The sequence below is a fragment of the Pseudomonas sp. R4-34-07 genome (assembly GCF_003852375.1).
Lineage (GTDB): Bacteria > Pseudomonadota > Gammaproteobacteria > Pseudomonadales > Pseudomonadaceae > Aquipseudomonas.
Genome location: NZ_CP027760.1, coordinates 4,885,091 through 4,909,145, shown reverse-complemented (window position 1 = coordinate 4,909,145; position 24,055 = coordinate 4,885,091). Strand labels below are relative to the sequence as shown.

General features: G+C 61.2%; 23 protein-coding genes and 2 pseudogenes. 17 read left to right on the top strand and 8 right to left on the bottom strand.

The window, feature by feature from the left end:
- Window positions 1-50: 50 nt before the first annotated feature.
- Genes C4J85_RS22660 through catA form a run of 3 tightly spaced genes read left to right on the top strand, consistent with a single transcriptional unit; the run spans window position 51 to window position 2,452 of the window.
- Complete coding sequence (locus C4J85_RS22660) at window positions 51-1,178, top strand: muconate cycloisomerase family protein (RefSeq protein ID WP_124410757.1); 1,128 nt, start codon at window positions 51-53, stop codon at window positions 1,176-1,178.
- A 12-nt stretch (window positions 1,179-1,190) separates the two neighbouring features.
- Window positions 1,191-1,481 carry a muconolactone Delta-isomerase gene (catC, locus tag C4J85_RS22655; protein WP_124410756.1) on the top strand — a complete coding sequence of 97 codons (291 nt, stop codon included), beginning with the start codon at window positions 1,191-1,193 and terminating at the stop codon, window positions 1,479-1,481.
- A 41-nt stretch (window positions 1,482-1,522) separates the two neighbouring features.
- Window positions 1,523-2,452 (top strand): catechol 1,2-dioxygenase, encoded by a 930-nt coding sequence (catA, locus tag C4J85_RS22650; RefSeq protein WP_124410755.1) that lies wholly within the window; start codon window positions 1,523-1,525, stop codon window positions 2,450-2,452.
- Between the two features lie 125 nt (window positions 2,453-2,577).
- On the opposite strand, the gene C4J85_RS22645 is transcribed toward catA, so the two are convergent.
- Complete coding sequence (locus C4J85_RS22645; protein WP_124368330.1) at window positions 2,578-3,051, bottom strand: Lrp/AsnC family transcriptional regulator; 474 nt, start codon at window positions 3,049-3,051, stop codon at window positions 2,578-2,580.
- Window positions 3,052-3,194: 143 nt separating this feature from the next.
- On the opposite strand from C4J85_RS22645, the gene kynU reads away from it, so the two are divergent.
- Entirely contained in the window at window positions 3,195-4,445 is a 1,251-nt protein-coding gene (kynU, locus tag C4J85_RS22640) for a kynureninase (protein WP_124410754.1), read from the top strand.
- Between the two features lie 155 nt (window positions 4,446-4,600).
- Window positions 4,601-6,007 (top strand): amino acid permease, encoded by a 1,407-nt coding sequence (locus C4J85_RS22635; protein WP_124410753.1) that lies wholly within the window; start codon window positions 4,601-4,603, stop codon window positions 6,005-6,007.
- Here C4J85_RS22635 and C4J85_RS22630 read toward each other — a convergent pair.
- Window positions 5,953-6,849, bottom strand: coding sequence for a LysR substrate-binding domain-containing protein (locus C4J85_RS22630; RefSeq protein ID WP_124410752.1), 897 nt, complete (start codon window positions 6,847-6,849; stop codon window positions 5,953-5,955). The two genes, C4J85_RS22635 and C4J85_RS22630, sit on opposite strands and share 55 nt — an antisense overlap.
- Window positions 6,850-6,941: 92 nt before the next feature.
- Here C4J85_RS22630 and C4J85_RS22625 point away from each other — a divergent pair, with 92 nt between their 5' ends.
- From C4J85_RS22625 to C4J85_RS22610, 4 genes are all read left to right on the top strand, one after another.
- Window positions 6,942-7,709, top strand: a complete 768-nt coding sequence (locus tag C4J85_RS22625) for a sulfite exporter TauE/SafE family protein (RefSeq protein ID WP_124408162.1) — start codon at window positions 6,942-6,944, stop codon at window positions 7,707-7,709.
- A 29-nt stretch (window positions 7,710-7,738) separates the two neighbouring features.
- Window positions 7,739-8,635: a LysR family transcriptional regulator gene (locus C4J85_RS22620; RefSeq protein WP_124410751.1), complete on the top strand. Its 897-nt coding sequence runs from the start codon at window positions 7,739-7,741 to the stop codon at window positions 8,633-8,635.
- A gap of 103 nt (window positions 8,636-8,738) precedes the next feature.
- Window positions 8,739-9,632 (top strand): NAD-dependent epimerase/dehydratase family protein, encoded by an 894-nt coding sequence (locus C4J85_RS22615; RefSeq protein WP_124410750.1) that lies wholly within the window; start codon window positions 8,739-8,741, stop codon window positions 9,630-9,632.
- A 372-nt stretch (window positions 9,633-10,004) separates the two neighbouring features.
- Window positions 10,005-11,450: a SulP family inorganic anion transporter gene (locus C4J85_RS22610; protein WP_124410749.1), complete on the top strand. Its 1,446-nt coding sequence runs from the start codon at window positions 10,005-10,007 to the stop codon at window positions 11,448-11,450.
- A gap of 2 nt (window positions 11,451-11,452) precedes the next feature.
- Here the strand turns inward: C4J85_RS22610 and C4J85_RS22605 are convergent, their stop codons facing one another.
- The gene (locus C4J85_RS22605; RefSeq protein WP_124364376.1) at window positions 11,453-11,827 is read right to left on the bottom strand and encodes a lysozyme inhibitor LprI family protein; all 375 of its coding nucleotides are present in this window, start codon (window positions 11,825-11,827) and stop codon (window positions 11,453-11,455) included.
- Between the two features lie 245 nt (window positions 11,828-12,072).
- Here C4J85_RS22605 and C4J85_RS22600 point away from each other — a divergent pair, with 245 nt between their 5' ends.
- The 4 genes from C4J85_RS22600 to C4J85_RS22585 are packed head-to-tail and all read left to right on the top strand — an operon-like array spanning window position 12,073 to window position 16,171.
- The gene (locus C4J85_RS22600; protein ID WP_256657813.1) at window positions 12,073-13,422 is read left to right on the top strand and encodes a gluconate:H+ symporter; all 1,350 of its coding nucleotides are present in this window, start codon (window positions 12,073-12,075) and stop codon (window positions 13,420-13,422) included.
- 25 nt (window positions 13,423-13,447) lie between these two features.
- Window positions 13,448-14,308: a MurR/RpiR family transcriptional regulator gene (locus C4J85_RS22595; RefSeq protein WP_124410748.1), complete on the top strand. Its 861-nt coding sequence runs from the start codon at window positions 13,448-13,450 to the stop codon at window positions 14,306-14,308.
- Window position 14,309: 1 nt separating this feature from the next.
- Window positions 14,310-15,773: an amidohydrolase family protein gene (locus C4J85_RS22590; protein ID WP_124410747.1), complete on the top strand. Its 1,464-nt coding sequence runs from the start codon at window positions 14,310-14,312 to the stop codon at window positions 15,771-15,773.
- 29 nt (window positions 15,774-15,802) lie between these two features.
- Window positions 15,803-16,171, top strand: a complete 369-nt coding sequence (locus tag C4J85_RS22585; RefSeq protein ID WP_124410746.1) for a glyoxalase superfamily protein — start codon at window positions 15,803-15,805, stop codon at window positions 16,169-16,171.
- Between the two features lie 627 nt (window positions 16,172-16,798).
- On the opposite strand, the pseudogene C4J85_RS28090 reads toward C4J85_RS22585, so the two are convergent.
- Both C4J85_RS28090 and C4J85_RS28085 read right to left on the bottom strand, forming a co-directional pair.
- A pseudogene (locus tag C4J85_RS28090) lies at window positions 16,799-17,392 on the bottom strand (methyl-accepting chemotaxis protein); the annotation flags it as partial.
- 309 nt (window positions 17,393-17,701) lie between these two features.
- Window positions 17,702-18,718, bottom strand: a pseudogene (locus C4J85_RS28085) (methyl-accepting chemotaxis protein); the annotation flags it as partial.
- Between the two features lie 301 nt (window positions 18,719-19,019).
- On the opposite strand from C4J85_RS28085, the gene C4J85_RS22575 reads away from it, so the two are divergent.
- Window positions 19,020-19,637 (top strand): FKBP-type peptidyl-prolyl cis-trans isomerase, encoded by a 618-nt coding sequence (locus C4J85_RS22575; protein WP_124364370.1) that lies wholly within the window; start codon window positions 19,020-19,022, stop codon window positions 19,635-19,637.
- 135 nt (window positions 19,638-19,772) lie between these two features.
- On the opposite strand, the gene C4J85_RS22570 is transcribed toward C4J85_RS22575, so the two are convergent.
- From C4J85_RS22570 to C4J85_RS22560, 3 genes are all read right to left on the bottom strand, one after another.
- On the bottom strand, window positions 19,773-20,030 hold the full coding sequence (locus C4J85_RS22570; RefSeq protein WP_124368318.1) for a hypothetical protein: 258 nt from the start codon (window positions 20,028-20,030) through the stop codon (window positions 19,773-19,775).
- Between the two features lie 159 nt (window positions 20,031-20,189).
- Window positions 20,190-20,531: a zinc ribbon domain-containing protein YjdM gene (locus tag C4J85_RS22565; protein WP_017254008.1), complete on the bottom strand. Its 342-nt coding sequence runs from the start codon at window positions 20,529-20,531 to the stop codon at window positions 20,190-20,192.
- A 188-nt stretch (window positions 20,532-20,719) separates the two neighbouring features.
- Window positions 20,720-21,688: a polyprenyl synthetase family protein gene (locus C4J85_RS22560; protein ID WP_124410745.1), complete on the bottom strand. Its 969-nt coding sequence runs from the start codon at window positions 21,686-21,688 to the stop codon at window positions 20,720-20,722.
- Window positions 21,689-21,927: 239 nt separating this feature from the next.
- Between C4J85_RS22560 and rplU the strand changes: the two genes are divergently transcribed.
- The 3 genes from rplU to cgtA all read left to right on the top strand — a co-directional run bounded on the left by rplU (window position 21,928) and on the right by cgtA (window position 23,951).
- Window positions 21,928-22,242 (top strand): 50S ribosomal protein L21, encoded by a 315-nt coding sequence (gene rplU / locus C4J85_RS22555; RefSeq protein WP_003176051.1) that lies wholly within the window; start codon window positions 21,928-21,930, stop codon window positions 22,240-22,242.
- Window positions 22,243-22,276: 34 nt separating this feature from the next.
- A complete protein-coding gene (gene rpmA / locus C4J85_RS22550; protein WP_003176049.1) occupies window positions 22,277-22,534 on the top strand; it encodes a 50S ribosomal protein L27 in 258 nt (85 codons plus the stop codon).
- Window positions 22,535-22,727: 193 nt separating this feature from the next.
- Complete coding sequence (cgtA, locus tag C4J85_RS22545; protein WP_124364368.1) at window positions 22,728-23,951, top strand: Obg family GTPase CgtA; 1,224 nt, start codon at window positions 22,728-22,730, stop codon at window positions 23,949-23,951.
- Window positions 23,952-24,055 lie beyond the last annotated feature (104 nt).

The following is a 24,055-nucleotide window of genomic DNA, read 5'->3' as shown; positions in this document are numbered from 1 at the left end:
ACGCAGCACAGAATCGGCTCAAACCTATAAAGAACCCAACGGGTATTGCTATGCCGATTTGCCCCATCACGTCGATCGAAACGGTCATCGTCGATCTGCCCACCATTCGCCCGCACACGCTGGCGATGCACACTATGCAAAACCAGACCCTGGTGATCATCCGCCTGCGTTGCGCCGATGGCATCGAGGGTATCGGTGAGTCCACTACCATCGGTGGCCTGAGCTATGGCAACGAGAGCCCCGAGAGCATCAAGGTCAACATCGACCAGCACGTCGCGCCGCTGTTGATCGGCCAGGACGCGAGCAATATCAACGCCGCCATGTTGCGCCTGGAGCGTAGCATCCGCGGCAATACCTTTGCTAAATCGGGTATCGAAAGCGCCTTGCTCGATGCCTTCGGCAAGCGCCTGAATATGCCGGTCAGCGAACTGCTCGGCGGGCGCGTGCGCGATGCCTTGCCGGTGGCCTGGACCCTGGCCAGCGGCAACACCGCCCAGGACATTGCCGAGGCCGAGAAGATGCTCGACCTGCGCCGCCATCGCATCTTCAAATTGAAGATCGGTGCCGGTGCAGTCGACCGTGACCTTGCCCACGTACTCGCGATCAAGCGCGCGCTGGGTGAACGCGCCAGTGTGCGAGTCGATGTCAACCAGGCCTGGGACGAGGCCGTAACCCTGCGCGCCTGCAAGGTGCTGGGAGACGGCGGTATCGACCTGATCGAACAGCCGATCTCGCGCAATAACCGCGGCGGCATGGCGCGGCTGAATCTGTCGAGCCCGGCGCCGATCATGGCCGATGAGTCCATTGAATGCGTCGAGGATGCCTTCAACCTGGCCCGCGAAGGCGCGGCCTCGGTGTTCGCTCTCAAGATCGCCAAGAACGGCGGCCCGCGTGCGGTATTGCGCACGGCGGCGATTGCTGAAGCGGCGGGGATCGGCCTCTACGGCGGCACCATGCTCGAAGGCGGCATCGGCACCCTGGCCTCGGCACACGCCTTTCTCACGCTGAACACGCTGGCCTGGGGCACCGAACTGTTCGGCCCGTTGCTGCTCACCGAAGACATCCTCACCGAACCGCTGCTGTATCGCGACTTCGAGCTGCATGTCTCCACCGCGTCGGGCCTGGGCCTGGCGATCGATGAAGAGCGCCTGGCGTTCTTCCGTCGGGATAAACACTAAGAGGCGCCTGCCATGTTGTTCCACGTAAAAATGACCGTGAACCTGCCGCTCGACATGCCCCCCGAGCGCGCCGCCAACCTCAAGGCCGAAGAAAAAGCCCTGGCCCGGCACCTGCAGCAAGAGGGCAAATGGCGTCACCTGTGGCGCATCGCCGGGCACTACGCCAACTACAGCGTGTTCGATGTCGAGAGCGTGCAAGACCTGCATGACACGCTGATGCAACTGCCGTTGTTTCCCTATATGGCTATAGAAGTGAATGCGCTGTGTCGGCACCCGTCGTCGATCCATGACGACGACCGCTGAGCCTTTTTTGCACCCGATAATTACAAGATGAGGATTGCACCATGTCCATCCGACTGTCCCAGACGGCCCACGCCCAGCAGTTTCTCGAACAAGCCAGCGGCAATCTCAATGATGGCGGCAACCCGCGCACCAAGGCGCTGATCTACCGGATCCTGCGCGACACCGTGAACATCATCGAAGACCTGGAAGTGACCCCGCAAGAGTTCTGGAAGGCGGTCAACTACCTCAATGAGCTGGGCAAACACCAGGAAGCCGGCTTGCTCGCCGCCGGGTTGGGCCTGGAGCATTACCTGGACCTGTTGATGGACGCCGCCGACATCGAAGCCGGCAAATCCGGTGGCACGCCACGCACCATCGAAGGCCCGCTGTACGTGGCCGGTGCGCCGTTGTCCAAGTACGAAGCGCGCCTGGATGATGGCACGGACGATGCCGTACCGCTGTTCATGCGCGGGCAGGTGCGCGACACCGACGGCAAGCCGTTGGCGGGGGCGATTGTCGATGTGTGGCAGGCCAATACCGGCGGCACGTATTCGTGGTTCGACCCGACGCAATCGGAGTTCAACCTGCGCCGACGCATCGAGACCGACGCCCAGGGCAACTACCGTTTTCGCAGCATCGTGCCGTCCGGCTACGGCTGCCCGCCGACCGGGCCGACCCAGCAGCTGCTCGACCAATTGGGCCGTCACGGGCAGCGTCCGGCGCACATTCACTTCTTCATTTCGGCGCCGGGCCATCGGCACCTGACCACCCAGATCAACCTGTCGGACGACCCGTATCTGCATGATGACTTTGCCTACGCCACGCGCGATGAATTGATCGCCGAGATTCGCTTCAGTGACGACCCGCAACTGGCGCGGGAGTTTGGCGTGGAGGGGCGGTTTGCGCAGATTGATTTTGACTTTGAATTGCAGCCCGCCACTGCGCCGATGGAGCAACAGCGCATGCAGCGAGTCCGAGCTCTCGAAGACTGAACGCGGTCAAAAAAATGTGGGAGGGGGCTTGCTCCCGATAGCGGTGGGTCAGTCAGTAAATATGTCACTGACCCACAGCTATCGGGAGCAAGCCCCCTCCCACATTTGCACAGTGGCGTTGCTGGTTATTTGCGCACAACCAGATCCAGCACCTCATCCCGATCCTTGATCTTCTGCAACACAATCTCCGAGCGGATATCCATCACCCCCGCCGTGCGGTTCAGGTGGTTAACGATAAAGTCCGAAAAGTGCTTGAGGTTGCGCGCCTGTACCCGCAGCACATAGTTGCTCGCGCCGGTGATCACATAAGCACTGGCCACCTCCGGCCAGCCCTGCACTTTCTGGATGAACGTCTCATGCCAGTCTTCCACATCCTGGCGCAACGACAGGTGCACGATGGCTTCCAGCTCAATGCCCAACTGCTCGGCATTGAGTACCGCGCGGTAGCCGCTGATCACGCCTTCGCTCTCCAGCAGGCGCAAACGGCGCAGGCAGGCGGAGGGCGACAACGCGACTTTTTCCGCCAGTTCCTGGTTGCTGATACGGCCATCCTGTTGCAGGAAATGCAGGAGGCGCAGGTCGGTGGCGTCAAGAATCATGGTTGGCATAAATCCGCGTGTTTGCAGGTTAAATTCGAATTTCCTACAGCTTAAATAGCCCTTCACCCACCACTTTGCACGAAAATTCTGTAAAAGTTCGTTCATTATTTGCTGCATATTCCCGATAAAAACCAGGACCACCCATGACCACCCGAAGCCATTGCCAAGCCCTCGATACCCAGGATGCGCTGGCGCCATTGCGCCGCGAATTTGCCTTGCCCGAGGGCGTGATTTACCTCGACGGCAACTCCCTGGGCGCGCGCCCGGTGGCGGCGTTGGCGCGGGCGCAACAGGTGATCGCGCAGGAGTGGGGCGATGGCTTGATTCGCAGCTGGAACAGCGCGGGCTGGGCGGATTTGTCCCAGCGCCTGGGCAATCGCCTGGCGCCGCTGATCGGTGCGCGGGAGGGCGAAGTGGTGATCACCGATACCACCTCCATCAACCTGTTCAAAGTCCTCAGCGCCGCGCTGACCGTGCAGCGCCAGCGCCAGCCGGCGCGCAAGGTGATCGTCAGCGAAGCGAGCAACTTTCCCACCGACCTGTACATCGCCGAGGGTCTCGCCGAGTTGCTGCAACAGGATTACTCGTTGCGCCTGGTCAACAGCCCGGACGAACTGCCCCAGGCCATCGATGAGGACGTGGCGGTGGTGATGCTTACCCACGTCAACTACAAGACCGGCTACATGTACGACATGCGTGCGCTCACTGCCTTGAGCCATGAATGCGGCGCGCTGAGCATCTGGGACCTGGCCCATTCGGCGGGCGCGGTGCCCATCGACCTGCACGCGGCCGGCGCCGATTATGCGATTGGCTGCACCTACAAATACCTCAATGGCGGCCCCGGCTCCCAGGCGTTCGTGTGGGCCAACCCGGCGTTGGTGGACCTGGTGCGCCAGCCGCTGTCCGGCTGGTTCGGGCATACCCGCCAGTTCGCGATGGAATCCAACTATGCGCCGAGCGCCGGCATCGCCCGCTACCTGTGCGGCACCCAGCCGATCACCTCGCTGGCCATGGTCGAGTGCGGCCTGGAGATTTTCGAGCGCACCGATATGAGCAGCCTGCGCAGCAAATCCCTGGCCTTGACCGACCTGTTTATCGCCCTGGTCGAAGCGCGCTGTGCCGCCCATCACCTGGTGCTGATCACACCCCGTGAACATGCCCGGCGCGGCAGCCATGTCAGCTTCGAACACCCGCAAGGCTATGCAGTGATCCAGGCCCTGATCGCCCGTGGTGTGATCGGCGACTACCGCGAGCCGCGCATCATGCGCTTCGGTTTTACCCCGCTGTACACACGCTTTACCGACGTGTGGGACGCCGTGGAGATCCTCGGGGACATTCTCGACAACACCACCTGGGACCAGCCGCAATTCAAGGTTCGCCATAGCGTCACCTGAATACACCCAGATCCAAATGTGGGAGGGGGCTTGCTCCCGATAGCAGTGTGTCAGTAGGCATATCAGTGCCTGACACACCGCTATCGGGAGCAAGCCCCCTCCCACAGGGGATCTGTGGCAACAGCAGCAATCACAATAATAAAGGGGCCCGCCACGTGACCACGCCAGACAACGGCTTTGCAGACATTACCCACCGCGAACTGGGCCTGAGGCGCCAGCTCACTTCGGGCCAGATGAGCATGATCGCCATCGGCGGCGCTATTGGGACCGGGCTGTTCATGGGCAGCGCCTATGCCATCGGCTATGCCGGGCCCAGCGTGTTGCTGAGCTACGCCATCGGGGCGTTGATTACCTTGATCTTGATGGGGTGCCTGGCGGAGATGACGGTGGCCCATTCCACCTCCGGCTCCTTTGGTGCCTACGCCGAGTTCTACATCAGCCCGCTGGCCGGGTTCCTGGTGCGGTATGCCTACTGGGCGGCAATTGTGTTGGCGGTGGGGGCCGAGGTCACGGCGGTGGCGATGTACATGAAGTACTGGTTCGCCAACGTGCCGGAGTGGGTGTGGATCGTGTCGTTTTCCAGCGTGCTGATCCTGCTCAATGCGATCAGCGTGAAGACCTTCGGCACCTTCGAATACTGGTTCTCCACCATCAAGATCAGCGCCATTGTCGGCTTCATCATCCTGGCACTGTACGTGGTGTTCGGCTCCGGCAATGCGGATTACGGCGTGCAGAACTACACGGCCCATGACGGGTTTTTCCCCCATGGGGTGAGCGGCATGTGGGTGGCGGTCATCGTGTCGATCTTCAGCTACTTGAGCGTGGAGATGATCGCGGTGGCGGCCGGCGAAGCGGCCGACCCGGAGCGGGCGGTGAAGAAAGCCTTTCGCGCGACCATCGTGCGCCTGGTGGTGTTCTACCTGCTGACCCTGGCGCTGATGCTCGCCATCGTGCCGTGGAACCAGGCCGGCCAAGCCCAGAGCCCGTTCGTCACGGTGATGCAGACCATCGGCATTCCCGGCGCCACCGGGGTAATGAATTTCGTGATCCTGATCGCGGCGTTGTCGGCGATGAACAGCCAGCTCTACATCACCACACGCATGATGTTCAGCCTGTCCCGCGCGGGTTTTGCGCCCAAGTCCATGGGCGCGTTGAGCAAGAGCGGCATCCCGCTCAATGCCTTGCTGCTGTCCAGCTCCGGTATCGCGCTGGCGACCTTGCTCAATCTGGTGTACCCGGAAAGCGCGTTCACGCTGATGATGGCGATCTCGATGTTCGGCGCGATCTTCACCTGGTTCATGATCTTCCTCACCCACCTGTTTTTCCGGCGCTACCGCAAGCGCCACGGCGGGGCGAAGTTGTCTTTCGAGCTGCGCCTGTTTCCCTACAGCACCCTGCTGGGGCTGGTGCTGATGGGCGCGGTGATGATCACCACGTATTTTACCGAGGCGTTCAAGATGACCCTGGTGTTTGGCGTGCCGTTCCTGCTGATCCTGAGCGCGGTGTACTACGGGTTTTTCCGCAAGGGCAGGGCCAAGGCGTCGAACAAGGCCCTGGCATAACCCGGCAGGTGGTCGAACGAGCGTGCGCAGAGCAGCAAGTGGCGACAGGCCCAGTCCTCCTTGAGCGGCTGGGCCTTGATGCGAACGTCCGGCGGCCAGCGGTCCAGGGCGGCCTTGGGCACGATGCCCAGGCCCGCGCCCCGGGCGACCATGCGAATCACCCCATCGAAGCCCTCGGCGCGGATCCGCGTTTGCAGGCGAAACCCCGCATGCAGCGCCTGTTCCTCCAGGTACGCCGCCAAGGCACTGCTGGCGGCGAGACCGACGTAGTCATGTTGCAGGCTGTCGATGAAACTCGCTGTGCCGGCTGCCAGCGGATGCTCCATGGGCATGATCAGCACCAGCGGATCGTCGTGAAAGGGCAGGGTCTGCAGCCCGGAGCTGTCCACCGCATCGGAGATGATCCCCAGGTCGGCCGTGCCTTGGCGCAGGGCTTGGGTGATCCGCAGGCTGGGCAGCTCCTGCAGGTCGATATCGAGGTTGGGGTGCTCGCACAGAAAATCCGCCAATCGCTCCGGCAGGTATTCGCTCAGGGCCGTGGTATTGCACAGCAGGCGCACCTGGCCTTTGACGCCGTTGGCGTACTCAGCCAGGTCTTGTTGCAGATGCTCGGCCTGTTGCAGCAGCAGGCGGGCGTGGCGGCCCAGGGCTTTGCCGGCGGGTGTCGGGGCGACGCCACGGCGGCCACGCTCCAGGCATTCGACGCCCAGTGAAGCCTCCATCGCCCGAATGCGTGCGCTGGCGGCGGCCAGGGATAAATGGCTGCGGGCGGCGCCGGCGGTGATGTTGCCGGCGTCCAGTATGTGCAGGTAGAGGCGCAGGTCGATCAGGTCAAAGTGCATGCTCAAGATTTCCTCTGCCTCACCCAAAACAAGAGGCTGCCTCAGTATATGGCGAATTTCCAACGGTTCATCAAAACCGCACAATTGTGTTCATGACGACTTTATTGGCTTTCTACCAAACCCTCGGCCCGGCCCTGACCGTGCTGGTGATCGGCACTTTCCTGCTGGCCGGCACGGTGAAGGGCGTGATCGGCCTTGGCCTGCCCACCGTGGCCATGGGCATGCTCGGCCTGGCTATGTTGCCGGCACAGGCTGCCGCGTTACTGATCATTCCTTCGACGGTCACCAACCTCTGGCAACTGGCGTTGGGCGGGCATTTGAGGACTTTGCTCAAGCGCCTGTGGCCGATGCTGTTGCTGATTTTTCTCGGTGCCGGCCTGGGCACGCTGTGGCTGGGCATGGACGCCGGGCCGTGGGTGGTGCGCGCGTTGGGCGGGGCGTTGTTGCTGTATGCGGTAAGTGGATTATGCCTGCCCACTTTCCAGGTCGGGCCGCGCACCGAGCGCTGGCTGGGCCCGCTGTGTGGGCTGATCACGGGCCTCATCACCGCGGTCACCGGTGTGTTCGTGATTCCCGCAGTGCCCTATCTGCAAGCTCTAGGCTTGAGCCGTGATCAGTTGGTGCAGGCGCTGGGGCTGTCGTTCAGCGTGTCGACCCTGGCGTTGGCCGCCGGTCTGGCCTGGCGCGGTGCGCTCGGCGGCGGTGAAGTCGGTGCGTCGTTGTTGGCGCTGGTGCCGGCCTTGCTGGGCATGTGGCTGGGCCAGGCGTTGCGCCAGCGCATCAGTGCGCTGTGGTTCAAGCGGGTTTTTTTCACCGGCATGGCGCTGTTGGGAGGCCATTTGTTGCTGAGTGGTCAATAATGAGCCCGAGCCCATAACCAGGACCGCCCGTGAAAGCCCGATCCGATGAACTGCAGATATTTGTCAGCGTGATTGAATGCGGCTCGATTTCCGCCGCCGCCGAGCAGGTTGGGCAGACGCCATCGGCGGTCAGTCGCACCTTGTCGCGCCTGGAAGCCAAGCTCGATACCACCCTGATCAACCGCACCACGCGGCGCATGGACCTGACCGAGGAGGGCCGGTATTTCTTCGAGCAGGCCAAGGTGATCCTGGCGCAGATGCAGGCGCTGGAAGAGCGCCTGTCGTCACGCCAGAAAAAACCGGCCGGGCGGCTGCGCATCAATGCGGCAGTGCCGTTCATGCTGCACGGGATCCTGCCGTACGTCGGCGAGTTTCGTGACCTGTACCCAGACATCCAGTTGGAGCTCAACAGCGACGACGTGATCATCGACCTGCTGGAGCAAAGCACCGACATCGCCATTCGTATCGGCACCCTGGCCGACTCGACCCTGCATGCCCGCGCTCTGGGTAGCACGCCGCTGCACATCCTGGCCAGCGCCGACTACCTCAAGCAACACGGCACACCGAGCACCGTCGCCGAATTGGCCGAGCATACTTTGCTGGGCTTCACCCAGACCGACACGCTCAACCATTGGCCGCTGCGCCATGGCGAGGGCGACCGCTGGCTGATCCAGCCGGGCATTGCCGCGTCCAGCGGTGAAACCGTGCGCCACCTGGCTTTGCAGGGGCAGGGCATTTGTTGCCTGTCCAACTTCATGACCCACGAAGACATCGAGGCCGGGCGCCTGGTACCGCTGCTGGAAGCATTCAACAGTGGCTATCGCCAGCCGATCCATGCGGTGTATTACCGCAATTCGCAACTGGCGTTGCGTATCCAGTGTTTCCTGGATTTCATCCAGGCCAAGCTGGCACGTTATGCGGTGTGATTCGTGACTGGCGCGCAAGAGTGAATTGGCCTGTACGGGGTTATTCGACGCCAGGGCGTGCTTGATACTGGGGTCATCACTTACCCAGTCAGGAGCACTCTCCATGAATGTATTCGTTACCGGCGCAGCCGGTTTTATCGGCGGCTCCATCGCCACCGGCCTGGTCAAGGCCGGCCACGCCGTCACCGGCCTGGTGCGCAGCGCCGAGCAAGCCGCGCAAATGACGGCACTGGGCATCACTTCAGTGATCGGCACACTGGATGACGCCGCTGTATTGACCGAGCAGGCGCAGCACGCCGATGCGGTGATCAATGCCGCCAGCAGCGACCACCGTGCGGCTGTCGAAACCCTGCTGGCCGCCTTGAAAGGCTCCAACAAGGTGTTCCTGCATACCAGCGGTTCGAGCATCGTTGGCGATGCGTCGGGCGGCAAGGCCAGTGAGGTCGTCTACTTCGAGGACTACCTGCCGGAGCCGACCGTCGACAAGGCCGCTCGCGTGGCGATCGATAACCTGATCCTGGCCGCTGCCCAGGAAGGTGTGAATTCGGCCGTGATCTGTAACACCCTGATCTATGGCCACAGCCTGGGCGTGAAGCGCGACAGCGTGCAATTGCCACGCTTGCTCAAGCAGGCCCGCAAGAGTGGAATCGTGCGCCACGTGGGACCGGGGCAGAACATCTGGTCCAACGTGCATATCGAAGACGTGGTCGCGCTGTACCTGCTGGCGCTGACGAAGAATGTGCCGGGCACGTTCTACTTCGTGGAAAGCGACGAAGCCTCGTTTATCGACATGACCACGGCCATCGCGCAAGCGCTTGAACTGGGCGAACCGCAGGATTGGCCGTTGGCCGAGGCCGAAGCCGAGTGGGGTTATGAAATGGCCAACTATGGCCTTGGCTCCAACAGCCGGGTGCGCGGCAAGCATGCCCGTGAGCTGCTGGGGTGGGCGCCGAAGCGTACGTCGGTGGTGGAGTGGATTCGCCACGAGATGGTGTGATGTTCGCTTGATATTGAGGTGAGGCTATCGGGGGCAAGCCCTAATGCCGGTCAGTTAAGAAGTAGCAGGAGCGAGAACTAACTTGTGGCGAGGGAGCTTGCTCCCGCTGGGGCGCGAAGCGGCCCCAAACAATGGGACTGCTGCGCAGTCCAGCGGGAGCAAGCTCCCTCGCCACAGGTTCGGTGTCGCCTTAACTGACTGGCATTAGGGCAAGCCCCCTCCCACACTAGACCGCGTCGCACCGGCTGTACTCGGTCAAATGTGGGAGGGGGCTTGCTCCCGATTGGCCGCGCCTCGGTCCCGAAGGCTAGCCCCGCGCCGCTCAATTCCGTACCATTCCTCGCCTCATCCCCCGCAACTCCTTGGTACTCCATGAAGCTCACCCGTCTGCGCGCCGATGCCCTGGCCGGCCTCACCACGTCATTTGCCTTGCTGCCCGAATGCATCGCCTTTGCCTTGGTGGCCCATCTCAACCCGTTGATGGGGCTTTACGGCGCTTTCATCATTTGCACCCTCACCGCATTGTTCGGTGGTCGCCCCGGTATGGTGTCGGGGGCGGCCGGTTCGATGGCGGTGGTGATCGTGGCGCTGGTGGTGCAACACGGCGTGGAATATTTGCTGGCGACGGTGTTGCTGGGCGGGTTGATCATGGTCGCTTTCGGCCTGTTGCGCCTGGGCAAGCTGGTGCGCATGGTGCCGCACCCGGTGATGCTGGGGTTCGTCAACGGCCTGGCGATTATCATTGCGCTGGCGCAGTTGGAGCACTTCAAGAACGGTGAAACCTGGCTCAGCGGTACGCCGTTGTACGTGATGGCCGGGCTGGTCGTGGTGACCATGGCCATCGTCTACCTGCTGCCACGCCTGACCCGCGCCGTGCCACCGGCCCTGGTGGCGATCCTCGGCGTGGGCCTGGCGGTGTACCTGCTCGGCCTGCCCACCCGCACCCTGGGCGACATGGCGCACATCGCGGGCGGCCTGCCGACCTTCGCCCTACCGCAGATTCCCTGGACCCTGGAAACCCTCGGCATCATCGCGCCGTATGCGTTCCTGATGGCCATGGTCGGCCTGCTGGAAACCCTGCTGACCCTCAACCTCACCGACGAGATCACCGAAACCCGTGGCTACCCCGACCGCGAAAGCGTGGCCCTGGGCGCGGCGAATATGGTCTCGGGCCTGTTCGGCGGCATGGGCGGTTGCGCGATGATCGGGCAAACCGTGATCAACCTCAGTTCCGGCGGGCGTGGACGTTTCTCCGGGGTGTTCGCCGGGGTGATGATCCTGCTGTTCATTCTGTTTCTGTCGCCGCTGATCGAGCGGATTCCGCTGGCGGCGCTGGTGGGGGTGATGTTCGTGGTGTCCCAGCAGACCTTTGCCTGGGCGTCGTTGCGGGTGATCAACAAGGTGCCGCTCAATGACGTGCTGGTGATCATGGCGGTGACGGTCATCACCGTGTTCACTGACCTGGCGACCGCAGTGCTGTGCGGCATCGTGATCGCGGCGCTGAACTTCGCCTGGCAACAGGCCCGTGAGCTGTATGCCGATGAACACCTGGAAGCCGATGGCAGCAAACTTTATCGTCTGCACGGCACGTTGTTCTTTGCCTCGACCACGCCGTTCCTGAATCAATTCGACCCAGCCAACGACCCGGCCCAGGTGACGCTCGATTGCCGGCACCTGAGCTTCGTCGATTATTCAGCGATTGCTGCGCTGATGACCTTGCGCGAGCGCTACCGCAAGGCGGGCAAGCATGTGCGCGTGCTGCATTTGTCGGAGCGCTGCAAGAAGCTGCTCAAGCGTGCGAAGGTTCAACACGACTAGGGTTACGGCCCGACCAGGTCTTCCAGTTCCTGGGCGCGGGTCTGGGTCATGTCCAGTACGCAGCCGGAGCCGTTGACCTGGTCGATGGTGCCGCCAGTGGCACTGCCGGCAAAGGCGCAATTGGCGTCACGGTATTTGATCCACAGGCGCTGCAGGTCCTGCAACTGGTCCTTGCGGTTGCCTTCCTGAGCGGCCAGCGCGGTCTTGTAAGCCTTGTTCAGCCGGGCATCCTGCACCTTGGCCTCCTTGACGTTGCAACCGACCATCTCGGCGGTGGTGTTGGCGCCGTCCATGCATTTTTTCAGCGCCGGGTTATCGGCGGCGGCGGCGCTGCCGCACAGGGTAATCAGCAGGGCGGCTAGTGTGAAACGCATCATGTTCGGTTCCTGGCAGCAGTGGATGTGCATTCTATGACTCAACCGCGTGGGTTGAGTTTCCAGCTTTTTCTGGTCCTCATGTAAGAACACTCCTCGAATTTTCATACGGCGGTGTCGGGCATATCCCACCGCGACAGCGCTTATCCCTGGGCGAAAATTACTTTCATATAATTTGAAAATCATCCTCGGTAATGATTTATGAGTTTCACAACCTATTCGACGTGACCCTTTCCGAGGAGTACCGCATGGCCGCATCACCGGGCTTCGGGCTATTGGCATACGCTGCCATCGCCATCATTGCTTTGATCGTGCTGATTGCACGTTACCGACTCAACCCGTTTATCGTTATCACGCTGGTGTCCATTGGCCTGGCGCTGATGGCCGGGATGCCGGCGGACACCATCATGGGCTCGTACGAAGCGGGGGTCGGCAAGACCCTGGGGCATATCGCTTTGGTGGTGGCGCTGGGCACCATGCTCGGCAAGATGATGGCCGAGTCCGGTGGCGCGGAGCAGGTGGCGCGCACGTTGATCAACCGTTTCGGCGAACGCAATGCCCACTGGGCCATGGTCTGCATCGCGTTTCTGGTGGGGCTGCCGCTGTTTTTCGAGGTGGGTTTCGTGTTGCTGGTGCCAATCGCCTTTACCGTGGCGCGGCGCGTGGGCGTGTCGATCCTGATGGTCGGCCTGCCGATGGTCGCCGGCCTGTCAGTGGTGCATGCGCTGGTGCCGCCGCATCCGGCGGCGATGATGGCGGTGCTGGCCTATAACGCCTCGGTTGGGCAGACCGTGCTGTATGCGATTCTGGTCGGTGTTCCTACGGCGATCATCGCCGGCCCCGTGTATGCCAAGTTCATCGTGCCGCGCATTCACCTGCCGGCGGAAAACCCGCTGGAACGACAGTTCATCGAGCGTGAACCGCGCACCCGTCTGCCGAGCTTCGCACTGACCATGGGCACCATCCTGTTACCGGTGGTGCTGATGATGATTGGCGGCTGGGCCAATGTGATTTCCACGCCGGGCACCGGCTTCAACCAGTTCCTTTTATTCATCGGCAACTCGGTAATCGCGCTGCTCGTGGCGACCCTGGTGAGTTTCTGGACCCTGGGGCTGGCCCAGGGCTTCAACCGTGAGTCGATCCTCAAATTCACCAATGAATGCCTGGCGCCGACGGCGAGCATCACCCTGCTGGTGGGCGCGGGCGGTGGCTTGAATCGCATCCTGGTGGACGCCGGTGTCACCCACGAAATCCTTGGCCTGGCCAATGCGTTCCAGCTGTCGCCGCTGGTGATGGGCTGGTTGTTCGCCGCGCTGATGCGGATCGCCACGGGCTCGGCCACGGTGGCGATGACCACGGCCTCCGGCGTGGTCGCGCCGGTCGCCCTGGGCCTGGGTTATCCACACCCGGAATTGCTGGTACTGGCGACCGGTGCGGGTTCGGTGATTTTTTCCCACGTCAACGACGGCGGCTTCTGGCTGATCAAGGAATACTTCAATATGACGGTGATCCAGACCTTCAAGACCTGGACCGTGCTGGAGACGTTGATTTCGGTGGTTGCCTTCGCTCTCACCTACGGCCTGTCTCTGGTTTTATGAGCCGCATCCTGTCACTCGGAGCCCCATGGACATCCTCTACCAGATCCGCGCCCGCCAGGCGTCCTTCAGTGCCGGCGAAGGGCGTATCGCCAAGCTGCTGCTCGATGACGTGGGCTTTGCCGCGTCGGCCAGCCTGGAAGCGTTGTCGCAACGGGCCGAGGTCAGTACGGCGACCTTGTCGCGCTTTGCCCGCAGCGTCGGTTGCCGCGACTTGCGTGACCTGCGCCTGCAACTGGCCCAGGCCAGCGGCGTGGGCAGCCGCTTTCTCGACCCGGCGGGGTTGCCGGAACAGTCGGCGTTTCATCGGCAGATTCTCGGGGATATCGAAGCGACGCTGCGCCAGCACCTGTCGGGGTTCAATCAAGACAGCTTTGTCGATGCGGTGAGCCTGTTGGGCAAGGCGCGGATGATCCACGCGTTCGGCATGGGCGGCCCGTCGAGCCTGTGCAGCGATGAGTTACAGGTGCGCCTGGTACGCCTGGGCTATCCAATTGCAGCCTGCCATGACCCGGTGATGATGCGCGTGACCGCCGCGACCCTGGGGCCGGAACACGCGTTGATTGTCTGCTCGCTGACAGGTCTTACGCCTGAACTGTTGGATGTAGTGACGCTGGCGCGCAGCTACGACGCGCGCATTGTCGTCATCACGCTTGCAGGTTCCCCGCTGGCCGAGTTGGCGGATGTGCTGCTGCCGCTGCAACCGGCTGAAACCAGTTTTATCTACAAACCCACGGCTGCGCGCTACGGCATGCTGCTGGCTATCGACCTGCTTGCCACCGAGCTGGCGCTGGCCATGCCTGACGCCAACCAGGAGCGCCTGCGCCGGATCAAGCTGGCCCTGGACGACTATCGCGGCGGCCCCGACAGCCTGCCGCTTGGAGACTGATATGAAGTACGACACGCTGATTCGCCAGGCGCAGATCATTGATGGCAGCGACACTGCGGGTTATGTCGCTGACGTGGGCGTACGTGATGGGCGCATCGAGGCGATCGGCGACTTGTCCACAGCGATGGCCGAGCATGAAATCGACGCGACAGGCCGCGTATTGGCGCCGGGGTTTATCGACGTACACACCCACGATGACACGGTGGTTATCCGCCATCCGCAGATGCTGCCCAAACTCAGCCAGGGCGTGACCACGGTGATTGTCGGTAACTGCGGCATCAGCGCCTCACCGGTCAGCCTGCGCGGCAATCCGCCCGATCCGATGAACCTGCTGGGCAACGCCGACGCTTTTGCCTACCCGCGCTTTGTCGACTATCGCGCCGCAGTGGAACGCGCCCATCCTGCAGTCAACGTCGCCGCCCTGATCGGCCACACGGCACTGCGCAGCAATCATATGGACGACCTGCACCGCACGGCCACGGCCCCTGAAATCACAGGCATGCGCATGCAGTTGCAGGCGAGTCTGGAGGCCGGAGCCCTGGGTTTATCCACTGGCCTTGCCTACGCCAGCGCCTTCAATGCAGACACCGACGAGGTGCTGCAACTGAGTGAAGAGCTGACGGCTTATGGCGCGGTGTACACCACTCACTTGCGCAGTGAATTCGAGCCGGTACTGGAGGCAATGGACGAAGCGTTCCTGATTGGCCGGCATGCCAAGGCCCCGGTGATTATTTCCCACCTCAAGTGTGCTGGTGCGGGAAATTGGGGGCGCAGTCCGCAACTGCTGGCGGCACTTGAAGCGGCGGCGAAAACCCATCCGGTAGGGTGTGATTGTTATCCCTATGCGGCCAGCTCTTCGACTCTGGACCTCAAGCAGGTCACCGATGCGTTCCGTATCACCATCACCTGGTCCACACCGCATCCTGAAATGGGCGGGCGTGACCTGCAGGACATTGCCGCCGAGTGGGATGTTTCGTTGATGGACGCAGCCCGCCGCCTGCAACCGGCGGGAGCGGTGTACTACGGGATGGACGAGGCGGATGTGCGGCGCATTTTGGCGCACCCTTTGTCGATGGTCGGGTCGGATGGGTTGCCTGAAGACCCGTTTCCCCATCCGCGCTTGTGGGGCGCGTTTCCTCGGGTGCTGGGGCATTTCAGCCGGGATGTCGGATTGTTCCCGTTGCACACCGCTGTGCACAAAATGACCGGGCTGTCGGCGGCGCGTTTTGGCCTGGCTGAGCGCGGCGAAATTCGTGAAGGGCACTGGGCTGACCTGGTGTTGTTCGACCCGTTACGCGTGCGGGATGTAGCGGACTTCAAAGAACCACAGCGGGCAGCCGAGGGCATTGATGGCGTGTGGGTCAACGGTGTGTTGAGCTACAGCGAAGGGCAGGCGACGGGGCAGCGCTCGGGTCGATTCCTGGCGCGCAACGGGGATTTGCGTCGGGGTTTTTCGCCTCTATAGTGGGTGCTTTCAAACAGGGAGCCATCGCGATGCACTTAGGAAAAGTCACCCCCATCCTGCGGATTTTCGACGAGGCCAAGGCGCTGGAATTCTATGTCGACTTTCTCGGGTTCAAGGTCGACTGGCAGCATCGTTTCGAGGCGGATTTTCCGTTGTACCTGCAAGTGTCGCTGGGCGAGTGCGTGCTGCATTTGTCCGAGCATCATGGCGATGCGTCGCCGGGCGCAGCGGTGCGTATCCAGGCGCAGGAGGTAGACGCGTACCAGCAGCAATTGCAGGCCAAGGGCTACCGCTATGCCAAGCCTGGCGTGGAGGAAACAGCTTGGGGCTCGCGGGAGATGAGTATCAAGGACCCGTTTGGGAATCGGCTGGTGTTTGTCGAGGAGGGGGAGAGCTGAGAGGTAAATTGCAGACAATAAAAAACCGCCTTAGTAGGGCGGTTTTTTTTGCAATCCAGTGAGTGGCTGGATCGCGATCTCAAAGATGCATTGACCTGCAGGCGGATATTAACCTTGGTCTTATCATCACGCAAGATTGACCGGTGGCCAGTGCCCATCGATTATCAAACTTCTCTCTCAGTCGAAAAATTCTGCAATAGATCCCACGAACAATACTGGATATTTGGCCACTGCTTGTCACACCTTCACGTGGAGTTTTGGGTAGTCTCTCCTTCGTTCCGCGTTTGTCGCTTTTGGGTGCGCCGGGTATGCGCGCGATTTTCGGACCGACCGCCACGGGCTAGTAATCCGTGCCGGATTCAAGCGGAAGGCCCATCAACCCGGCCGCCTCAAAGATGCATTGACCTGCATCCAAAGGCCCACATGTTCCGGTAAGTGCGCTGGAGGTAAGGCCCAACTCACGGAGGGCCGAGTATGTCTAAGTTTGCACGACGTACATGGAACCTCGTAGTGAACTGCCTGCGTGCTTATCACGTATGGAAGTTTCTGCGGGACAGCTTCGACGACCATTAAGGTTTGAGAAGTGGAGCCGCCTCGGTTAATCCCGAGGCGGCTTTTTTTGATTTCTTACACCCGGAAATGACTGACCATCTGCTGCAACTGGCTGCCCAAACGCGCCAATTCCACGCTCGACTTGGCCGTCTCGTCGCTCGCCGTAGCGGTCTGCTCCGACACATCGCGTACGTTCACAATGCTGCGGCTGATCTCTTCGGCCACGGCGCTCTGCTCTTCGGCGGCGGCGGCGATCTGCTGGTTCATCGACTGGATATTCGACACGGTACGGGTGATATTTTCCAGCGATACGCCAGCCTTGCGCGTCAGCTCGACGCTGCTGTCGGTGAGGCTGCGGCTGTTGTTCATCACGTTGGCCACTTGTTGGGTACCGTTCTGCAAGCCGGCCACCAGGCCTTCGATTTCCTCGGTGGATTTTTGCGTGCGCTGGGCCAGGCCACGTACTTCGTCGGCGACCACGGCGAACCCACGACCGGCTTCACCGGCGCGCGCTGCTTCAATCGCTGCGTTGAGGGCCAGCAGGTTGGTCTGTTCGGCCACGGCCTTGATCACATCCATCACGCTGCCGATCTTGTTGCTCTCTTGTTGCAGGTGGGCCATGGCGTCGGTGGAGCGCGCCACTTCAGCCGCCAGGCGTTCGATCTGGGCGATGGCCTCGGCCACAACTTTATCGCCCGCGCGCGCTTGGCCGTCGGCATCGGCGGCGGCCAGTGAGGCCTGTTCGGCGTTGCGTGCCACTTCCTGCACGGTGGCGGTCATTTCATGCATCGCCGTAGCGACCTGGTCGGTCTCGATCTTCTGGCTGTTGACGCCGGCGCTGGTCTGCTCGGTCACGGCCGACAACTCTTCGGCGGCGCTGGCGATCTGGGTCACGCCATCACGAATCCCGCTGATCAATTCGCGCAAGGTGGTGCCCATGCGCTGGATGCCTTGTTGCAGCACGCCCAGTTCATCACGGCGAGTCACCTGGATGTTGTGGCTCAAGTCGCCGGAGGCGATGCGTTCGACCACCGCCAGGGTGTCTTGCAGCGGACGGGTGATCTGGCGAGTGATCACCAGCGCCGCGATGATGCCCACCAGCAGGGCCAGCAACGTGCTGATCAATTGCAGGCTACGGGCCTGGGCGCTTTCGGCGTCGCGACGTTCCAGCTGGATGTCGTACAGCTTGTCGCTGATCGTGACGATATCGGTGCCTTGGGTGGTCATCTCGGCACGGGCGGTGACGATGTTGGCGTTGGCGGCCTTGTAGCTCTGCACGGCGCTGCGATAGGCACCGAGTGCGGTGTCCAGCGCGGCCAGCGCGGTTTGCTGGCTGGTGCCGAAGACGGCGTTGAGGCTTTTCAAGCTCGCGATGGCTTTGTCGATTTGTGCAGCGGCGCGGGCTTCGTTTTCTGCGTTGACGGTGTTGGTGTAACCCCGCACTTCGTAGCGCGCCAGCATGAACTCTTCCTTGGCGTCGGTCACGGCCTGGAACTGAGCGAAACGCTCCGGGCTGTCGGGCATTTGCTGCACGCTGGTGTCCAGGGCGTTGATTTGTGCGTTGGCGATGTCGGCTTTGTCGCCCATGACCTGGCGCGCAGCGTTGCCGTTGCGATAGGCCTCGCGCATTTTGTTCAAGGACTGCTGATAGGCCGTGATGACGGCTTTCTGTTCATTGAGCAGCTTGAGGTTTTCCGGGCTCTTGAAGCTGTCCAGCAGTTTTTGTTGCTGGGCGGCGAAGGCGTCGAGGCTGGTCTGCACGTTCTGCGCCACGGCTTCGTCACCGTTGGCCAGCATGTATTGCAGGCGCACGATGCGCAGCTTGGTCAGCGAGGCATTGAGCTGGGTGATGTCGCTCATCCAGTTGCTGCGGTCGATCAAACCGCCCAGGCTGGTCCAGCCGGTGAGTGCCAGGATCGAGGTGAGGACCAGTACCAGGCCAAAGCCCAGGCCGAGTTTGAGGTTGACGCTGATGTTACCGAACCAGCTGTTCATCGAAAGCTCCTTGAGAGTGATGTCTGTCTGCTGGACGGGGTGTTGTTGTTTGAGCCAGCCAAGATGTGTAGGGCTGTATCGGCGGCAAAGGGCAATTCTGAAATACTTTTCTCGCTGGCCGTCGAAAGGGCGCTCGATCCATGCCGGGACCGGGACAATGATCGGATACCAGCGCTACGCCCCGGCGCTTCGGCAGCCGGGGAGGGGGGCTGATCATGGGCCGGTCTTGTGTGCTAGTCTGCGGGCCCTTTTAGTTTTGGATGGCACGGGAAGCCGTGCTGTCCTACAGCGGAGCCTCTTCATGTCCGAAGTTAATCTGTCCACCGACGAAACCCGCGTCAGCTACGGTATCGGCCGTCAGTTGGGCGACCAACTGCGCGACAACCCGCCACCAGGCGTCAACCTCGATGCAATCCTGGCCGGCCTGACCGACGCGTTCGGCGGCAAGCCAAGCCGTGTTGACCAAGAGCAAATGGCGGCCAGCTTCAAGGTGATCCGCGAAATCATGCAAGCTGAAGCCGCGGCCAAAGCTGAAGCCGCTGCAGGCGCCGGCCTGGCATTCCTGGCTGAAAACGCCAAGCGTGACGGCATTACCACCCTGGCTTCGGGCCTGCAATTTGAAGTGCTGACTGCCGGTGATGGCGCCAAGCCGACCCGTGAAGACCAAGTGCGTACTCACTACCACGGCACTCTGATCGACGGCACTGTATTCGACAGCTCCTACGAGCGTGGCCAGCCTGCAGAATTCCCGGTGGGCGGCGTGATTGCCGGCTGGACCGAAGCCCTGCAGTTGATGAATGCCGGCAGCAAATGGCGCCTGTACGTGCCGAGCGAACTGGCTTACGGCGCTCAAGGCGTTGGCAGCATCCCGCCGCACAGCGTTCTGGTGTTCGACGTCGAGCTGCTCGACGTTCTGTAAGACCTGCTGTTGATCACCTGTAGGAGCGAGCTTGCTCGCGAAAAACGTCAACGATGACGCGGGCATCCTGGATGAACGCGTTGTTTATGCGGTCTTCGCGAGCAAGCTCGCTCCTACAGCATTTTGCAGGGTGGTTCATGGGTGGAACTTGCCAGTGAGCTCCGTCGCCGGGCGCAACGCTCGGGCATAGCAGAATAAAAACAGGTTCCTCACCACTTCCTTCAGCACCCCAGGCTCACTGGAGCTCAGGCCATTCACGTCCAGGTCGCCCTGGTCCTGCAGTTCATTCAACGCTTCTTCTTCCAGCACAGCACAGACTTCGCCGGTTTCCCGATGCAGGATCCGCAGGTAGGGGTGTGGGCGGTCCAGCCAGGCGTCTATCAAATAAGTCATGGTCGTTCTCCTTGATGGGTTTCAATGAGAATAATTCTTATTCGTAGAATAGCAAGTGCCTATTGGCGGTTTGCGCTTTTTTCTGTGTGGAGATTGAGGCGGGTCAAGCAACAGGGCGAAACGCCATCCCACGGCGGGCGTGGGATGGTTGCAGCACGATCAGACTTTACGCACGAACTCAGACTTGAGTTTCATCGGGCCGATGCCGTCAATCTTGCAATCGATATCGTGGTCGCCATCGCACAGGCGGATGTTCTTGACCTTGGTGCCGACTTTCACCACCAGGGAAGTGCCCTTGACCTTGAGGTCCTTGATCACGGTGATGGTGTCGCCGTCCTGCAGGACATTGCCCACAGAGTCCTTCTTCACGGTTTCATCGCCGGCTGCTTCGGCCTCGCCATTGGCGGACCACTCATGGGCGCATTCCGGGCAGATCAGCTGGGCGCCGTCTTCATAAGTGTATTCGGAATTGCATTTCGGGCAGGGTGGCAACGTGCTCACTAAAGCTCCTTGAGAGTCAGGATGGCTAAAAGTCGCACATTATATAGGGGATTGTGGTCTTGCAGGTTGTATGAAATCCAAATGTGGGAGGGGGCTTGCTCCCGATGGCGGTGTAACAGCCAACTTATCCATTGGCTGACACACTGCCATCGGGAGCAAGCCCCCTCCCACATTGGCCCGCGTGTATTTTAGTGCGTACGCGCGACCGCAAACTCACTCAGCTCAACCAATGCGTCCCGGTATTCGCTGGCGGGCAGGGCTTGCAGGCACTGGACCGCACGGGCTACGTAGTCACGCGCCAGTTGCGCGGTGTACTCCAGCGAGCCGGACGCTTCGACGGCGGCGCGAATGGCTTCCAGGTCTTCGATCCCGCCTTTCTGGATCGCCTTGCGCACCAGGGCGGCCTGTTCCGGCGTGCCTTCGCGCATGGTGTAGATCAGCGGCAGGGTCGGTTTGCCTTCGGCCAGGTCGTCACCGACGTTCTTGCCCAGAGTCTCGGCGTCGCCACGGTAGTCGAGCAGGTCGTCCACCAATTGGAACGCCACGCCCAGGTGGTCGCCAAAGGTGCGCAGCGCTTCGGCCTGTTCGGCGGTCGCGCCACACAGCGCGGCGGCGCTATGGGTGGAGGCTTCGAAGAGCATCGCGGTCTTGCCGCGAATCACTTCCATATAGGTTTCTTCGGTGGTGCTGGCGTCGCGTACCTTCGACAGCTGCAACACTTCGCCTTCGGCGATGATGCGTGTGGCCTGTGAAAGAATTTTCATCACCGGCATCGAACCCAGTTCGACCATCATTTCGAACGAGCGCGAGTACAGGAAGTCGCCCACCAGCACGCTCGGGGCGTTGCCCCACATGGCGTTGGCGGTCTCGCGACCACGGCGCATACCGGACATGTCGACCACGTCGTCGTGCAGCAGGGTGGCGGTGTGCAGGAATTCGATGGTGGCCGCCAGCAGGCGCAGGTCATCGCCTTCGCGGCCCAGGGCCTTGCCGCACAGCAACACTAATAAAGGACGCAGGCGCTTACCGCCCGCCGACGTAATGTAGTCGCCAATTTTGGCGACCAGCGGCACTTTAGACGTCAGCTGCTGCTTGATGATGCCGTCGACGGCGCTAAAATCGTCCGCGACCGCGCGGTAGAAAGCTTGGGGTTGCATCAGCGACAGTCGCTCCAGAAGGGTTGCGCGGCATGCTAGGACCCATGCCCCTGGGTGTCAAGGCGCGATGGACGGCCTCTTGCAACGCGTCTATTGCTTGCGTACAATCGCGCACCCTGAACTTCCTGGGCAGCACCTGCCTTACGCAATTGCATTCGGGACGTCCATCCCATGCAGCCATGCCAGCCAATACCTCTTCTTATAAAGCGCTGGGTGAGCAGGATTATCGGAGAAATACCATGTCGTACGCAGTAATTGTTACTGGTGGCAAGCAATACAAGGTCGCCCCAGGTGAATACCTGAAGATCGAAAAACTGGAAATCGCTACTGGCGAATCCGTTACTTTTGATCGCGTTCTGTTGGTCGCCAATGGCGATGACGTGAACATCGGCGCTCCAGTTGTTGCTGGCGCTACCGTTGTGGCTGAAGTGATCTCCCAAGGTCGTCACGATAAAGTCCGCATCATCAAGTTCCGTCGTCGTAAGCACCACATGAAGCGTATGGGCCACCGCCAGTGGTACACCGAGATCAAAATCACCGGTATTCAGGCTTAATTTCAGCCTAATTCCTCACTAGGAGAATTGACTCATGGCACACAAAAAAGCTGGTGGTAGTACCCGTAACGGTCGCGACTCAGAAGCCAAACGCCTTGGCGTGAAGATGTATGGCGGCCAGAAAATCATTCCGGGCAACATCATCGTGCGTCAGCGCGGCACCCAATTCCACGCCGGTTACGGTGTTGGCATGGGTAAAGATCACACCCTCTTCGCGAAAATCGAAGGCGTGATCAAGTTCGAAGTAAAGGGCGCGTTCAACCGCCGTTACGTGAGCGTTGTCGCAGCTTAATTGCGAGATCGCTGGAAAAGCCCTGTCTTGCGACGGGGCTTTTTCGTTTGTGGAGTGAGTCTCTTGCAAAGCTGTTTGTAATGGCGAGGGCAGCAGGTTTTGCAGTCGTTGCTTGAGGTCGCTGCGCTCATTTTTGCAAGAGTCTTATGTCTTGGTTTCTTAAGCTCGTCCGTGCGGCGAGAGGCGTTTTGTTATGAAGTTCGTTGATGAAGTTTCCATCCGAGTAAAAGCAGGCGACGGCGGTAACGGTTGCATGAGTTTCCGTCGCGAAAAGTTCATTGAAAACGGTGGCCCAAACGGCGGTGACGGCGGCGACGGCGGTTCCATCTACATGATGGCCGACGAAAACCTCAACACCCTGGTCGACTACCGTTACACCCGGCACTTCGATGCCGAGCGTGGCTCCAACGGCGGCAGCACCGACTGCACCGGTAAAAAAGGTGAAGACCTGGTACTGCGCGTACCGGTCGGCACCACGATCATCGACTCGGCCACCCAGGAAGTGATCGGCGACCTGACCAAGGCCGGCCAGAAGTTGATGGTTGTGCAGGGCGGCTGGCACGGGCTGGGTAACACCCGGTTCAAGTCCAGTACCAACCGTGCACCGCGCCAGACCACGCCGGGCAAACCGGGCGAGCAGCGCGACCTCAAGCTGGAAATGAAAGTACTGGCTGACGTAGGCCTGCTGGGCCTGCCGAACGCCGGCAAAAGTACCTTCATCCGCTCGGTGTCGGCCGCCAAGCCGAAAGTCGCCGACTACCCGTTCACCACCCTGGTGCCAAATCTGGGCGTGGTCAGCGTCGACCGTTGGAAAAGCTTCGTGGTCGCCGACATTCCTGGCCTGATCGAAGGCGCTTCCGATGGCGCGGGCCTGGGGATTCGCTTCCTCAAGCACTTGTCGCGCACCCGTTTGCTGCTGCACCTCGTCGACATGGCGCCGCTGGACGAAACCAATGCTGCCGATGCCGCCGAAGTGATCGTCAGCGAACTGACCAAGTTCAGCCCGGCCCTGGCCGAGCGTGATCGTTGGCTGGTGCTGAACAAGTGCGACCAGATCCTTGAAGAAGAGCACGAAGAGCGCGTCAAGGAAATCGTCGACCGCCTGGAGTGGGAAGGTCCGGTCTACGTGATCTCGGCCATCGCCAAAGAAGGCACCGAGCGCCTTTGCCGCGACATCATGCGTTATCTGGAAGACCGCGCCGACCGCCTGGCGGCCGACCCGGTCTTCAAGGCCGAACTCGCCGAGCTCGACCAGCAGATCGAAGACGAAGCCCGTGCCCAGCTGCAAGCGCTGGACGACCAGCGTGCCCTGCGCCGCAGCGGTGTGAAGTCGGTGCATGACATCGGCGACGATGATTGGGACGAGGAAGACGTGGATGATGAAGACGGTCCGGAAATCATTTACGTGCGCGACTGATTCGTTGCGATAAACTTGAACGCCGCTCCTTTGGAGCGGCGTTTTGGTATCCGGGTATAACGTTATGGCGGCGCTGGGTCGCGCGGCCCCCACTCTAAGGTTGA

Coding starts and splice junctions, on each gene's coding strand:
- cgtA (WP_124364368.1), top strand. CDS start 22,728: ATGAAGTTCGTTGATGAAGTTTCCATCCGAGTAAAAGCAGGCGACGGC.
- C4J85_RS22575 (WP_124364370.1), top strand. CDS start 19,020: ATGTCCGAAGTTAATCTGTCCACCGACGAAACCCGCGTCAGCTACGGT.
- C4J85_RS22630 (WP_124410752.1), bottom strand. CDS start 6,849: ATGCACTTTGACCTGATCGACCTGCGCCTCTACCTGCACATACTGGAC.
- C4J85_RS22660 (WP_124410757.1), top strand. CDS start 51: ATGCCGATTTGCCCCATCACGTCGATCGAAACGGTCATCGTCGATCTG.
- C4J85_RS22610 (WP_124410749.1), top strand. CDS start 10,005: ATGAAGCTCACCCGTCTGCGCGCCGATGCCCTGGCCGGCCTCACCACG.
- catA (WP_124410755.1), top strand. CDS start 1,523: ATGTCCATCCGACTGTCCCAGACGGCCCACGCCCAGCAGTTTCTCGAA.
- C4J85_RS22590 (WP_124410747.1), top strand. CDS start 14,310: ATGAAGTACGACACGCTGATTCGCCAGGCGCAGATCATTGATGGCAGC.
- rplU (WP_003176051.1), top strand. CDS start 21,928: ATGTCGTACGCAGTAATTGTTACTGGTGGCAAGCAATACAAGGTCGCC.
- C4J85_RS22605 (WP_124364376.1), bottom strand. CDS start 11,827: ATGATGCGTTTCACACTAGCCGCCCTGCTGATTACCCTGTGCGGCAGC.
- C4J85_RS22645 (WP_124368330.1), bottom strand. CDS start 3,051: ATGATTCTTGACGCCACCGACCTGCGCCTCCTGCATTTCCTGCAACAG.
- C4J85_RS22560 (WP_124410745.1), bottom strand. CDS start 21,688: ATGCAACCCCAAGCTTTCTACCGCGCGGTCGCGGACGATTTTAGCGCC.
- kynU (WP_124410754.1), top strand. CDS start 3,195: ATGACCACCCGAAGCCATTGCCAAGCCCTCGATACCCAGGATGCGCTG.
- catC (WP_124410756.1), top strand. CDS start 1,191: ATGTTGTTCCACGTAAAAATGACCGTGAACCTGCCGCTCGACATGCCC.
- C4J85_RS22600 (WP_256657813.1), top strand. CDS start 12,073: ATGGCCGCATCACCGGGCTTCGGGCTATTGGCATACGCTGCCATCGCC.
- C4J85_RS22595 (WP_124410748.1), top strand. CDS start 13,448: ATGGACATCCTCTACCAGATCCGCGCCCGCCAGGCGTCCTTCAGTGCC.
- C4J85_RS22585 (WP_124410746.1), top strand. CDS start 15,803: ATGCACTTAGGAAAAGTCACCCCCATCCTGCGGATTTTCGACGAGGCC.
- C4J85_RS22615 (WP_124410750.1), top strand. CDS start 8,739: ATGAATGTATTCGTTACCGGCGCAGCCGGTTTTATCGGCGGCTCCATC.
- C4J85_RS22625 (WP_124408162.1), top strand. CDS start 6,942: ATGACGACTTTATTGGCTTTCTACCAAACCCTCGGCCCGGCCCTGACC.
- rpmA (WP_003176049.1), top strand. CDS start 22,277: ATGGCACACAAAAAAGCTGGTGGTAGTACCCGTAACGGTCGCGACTCA.
- C4J85_RS22570 (WP_124368318.1), bottom strand. CDS start 20,030: ATGACTTATTTGATAGACGCCTGGCTGGACCGCCCACACCCCTACCTG.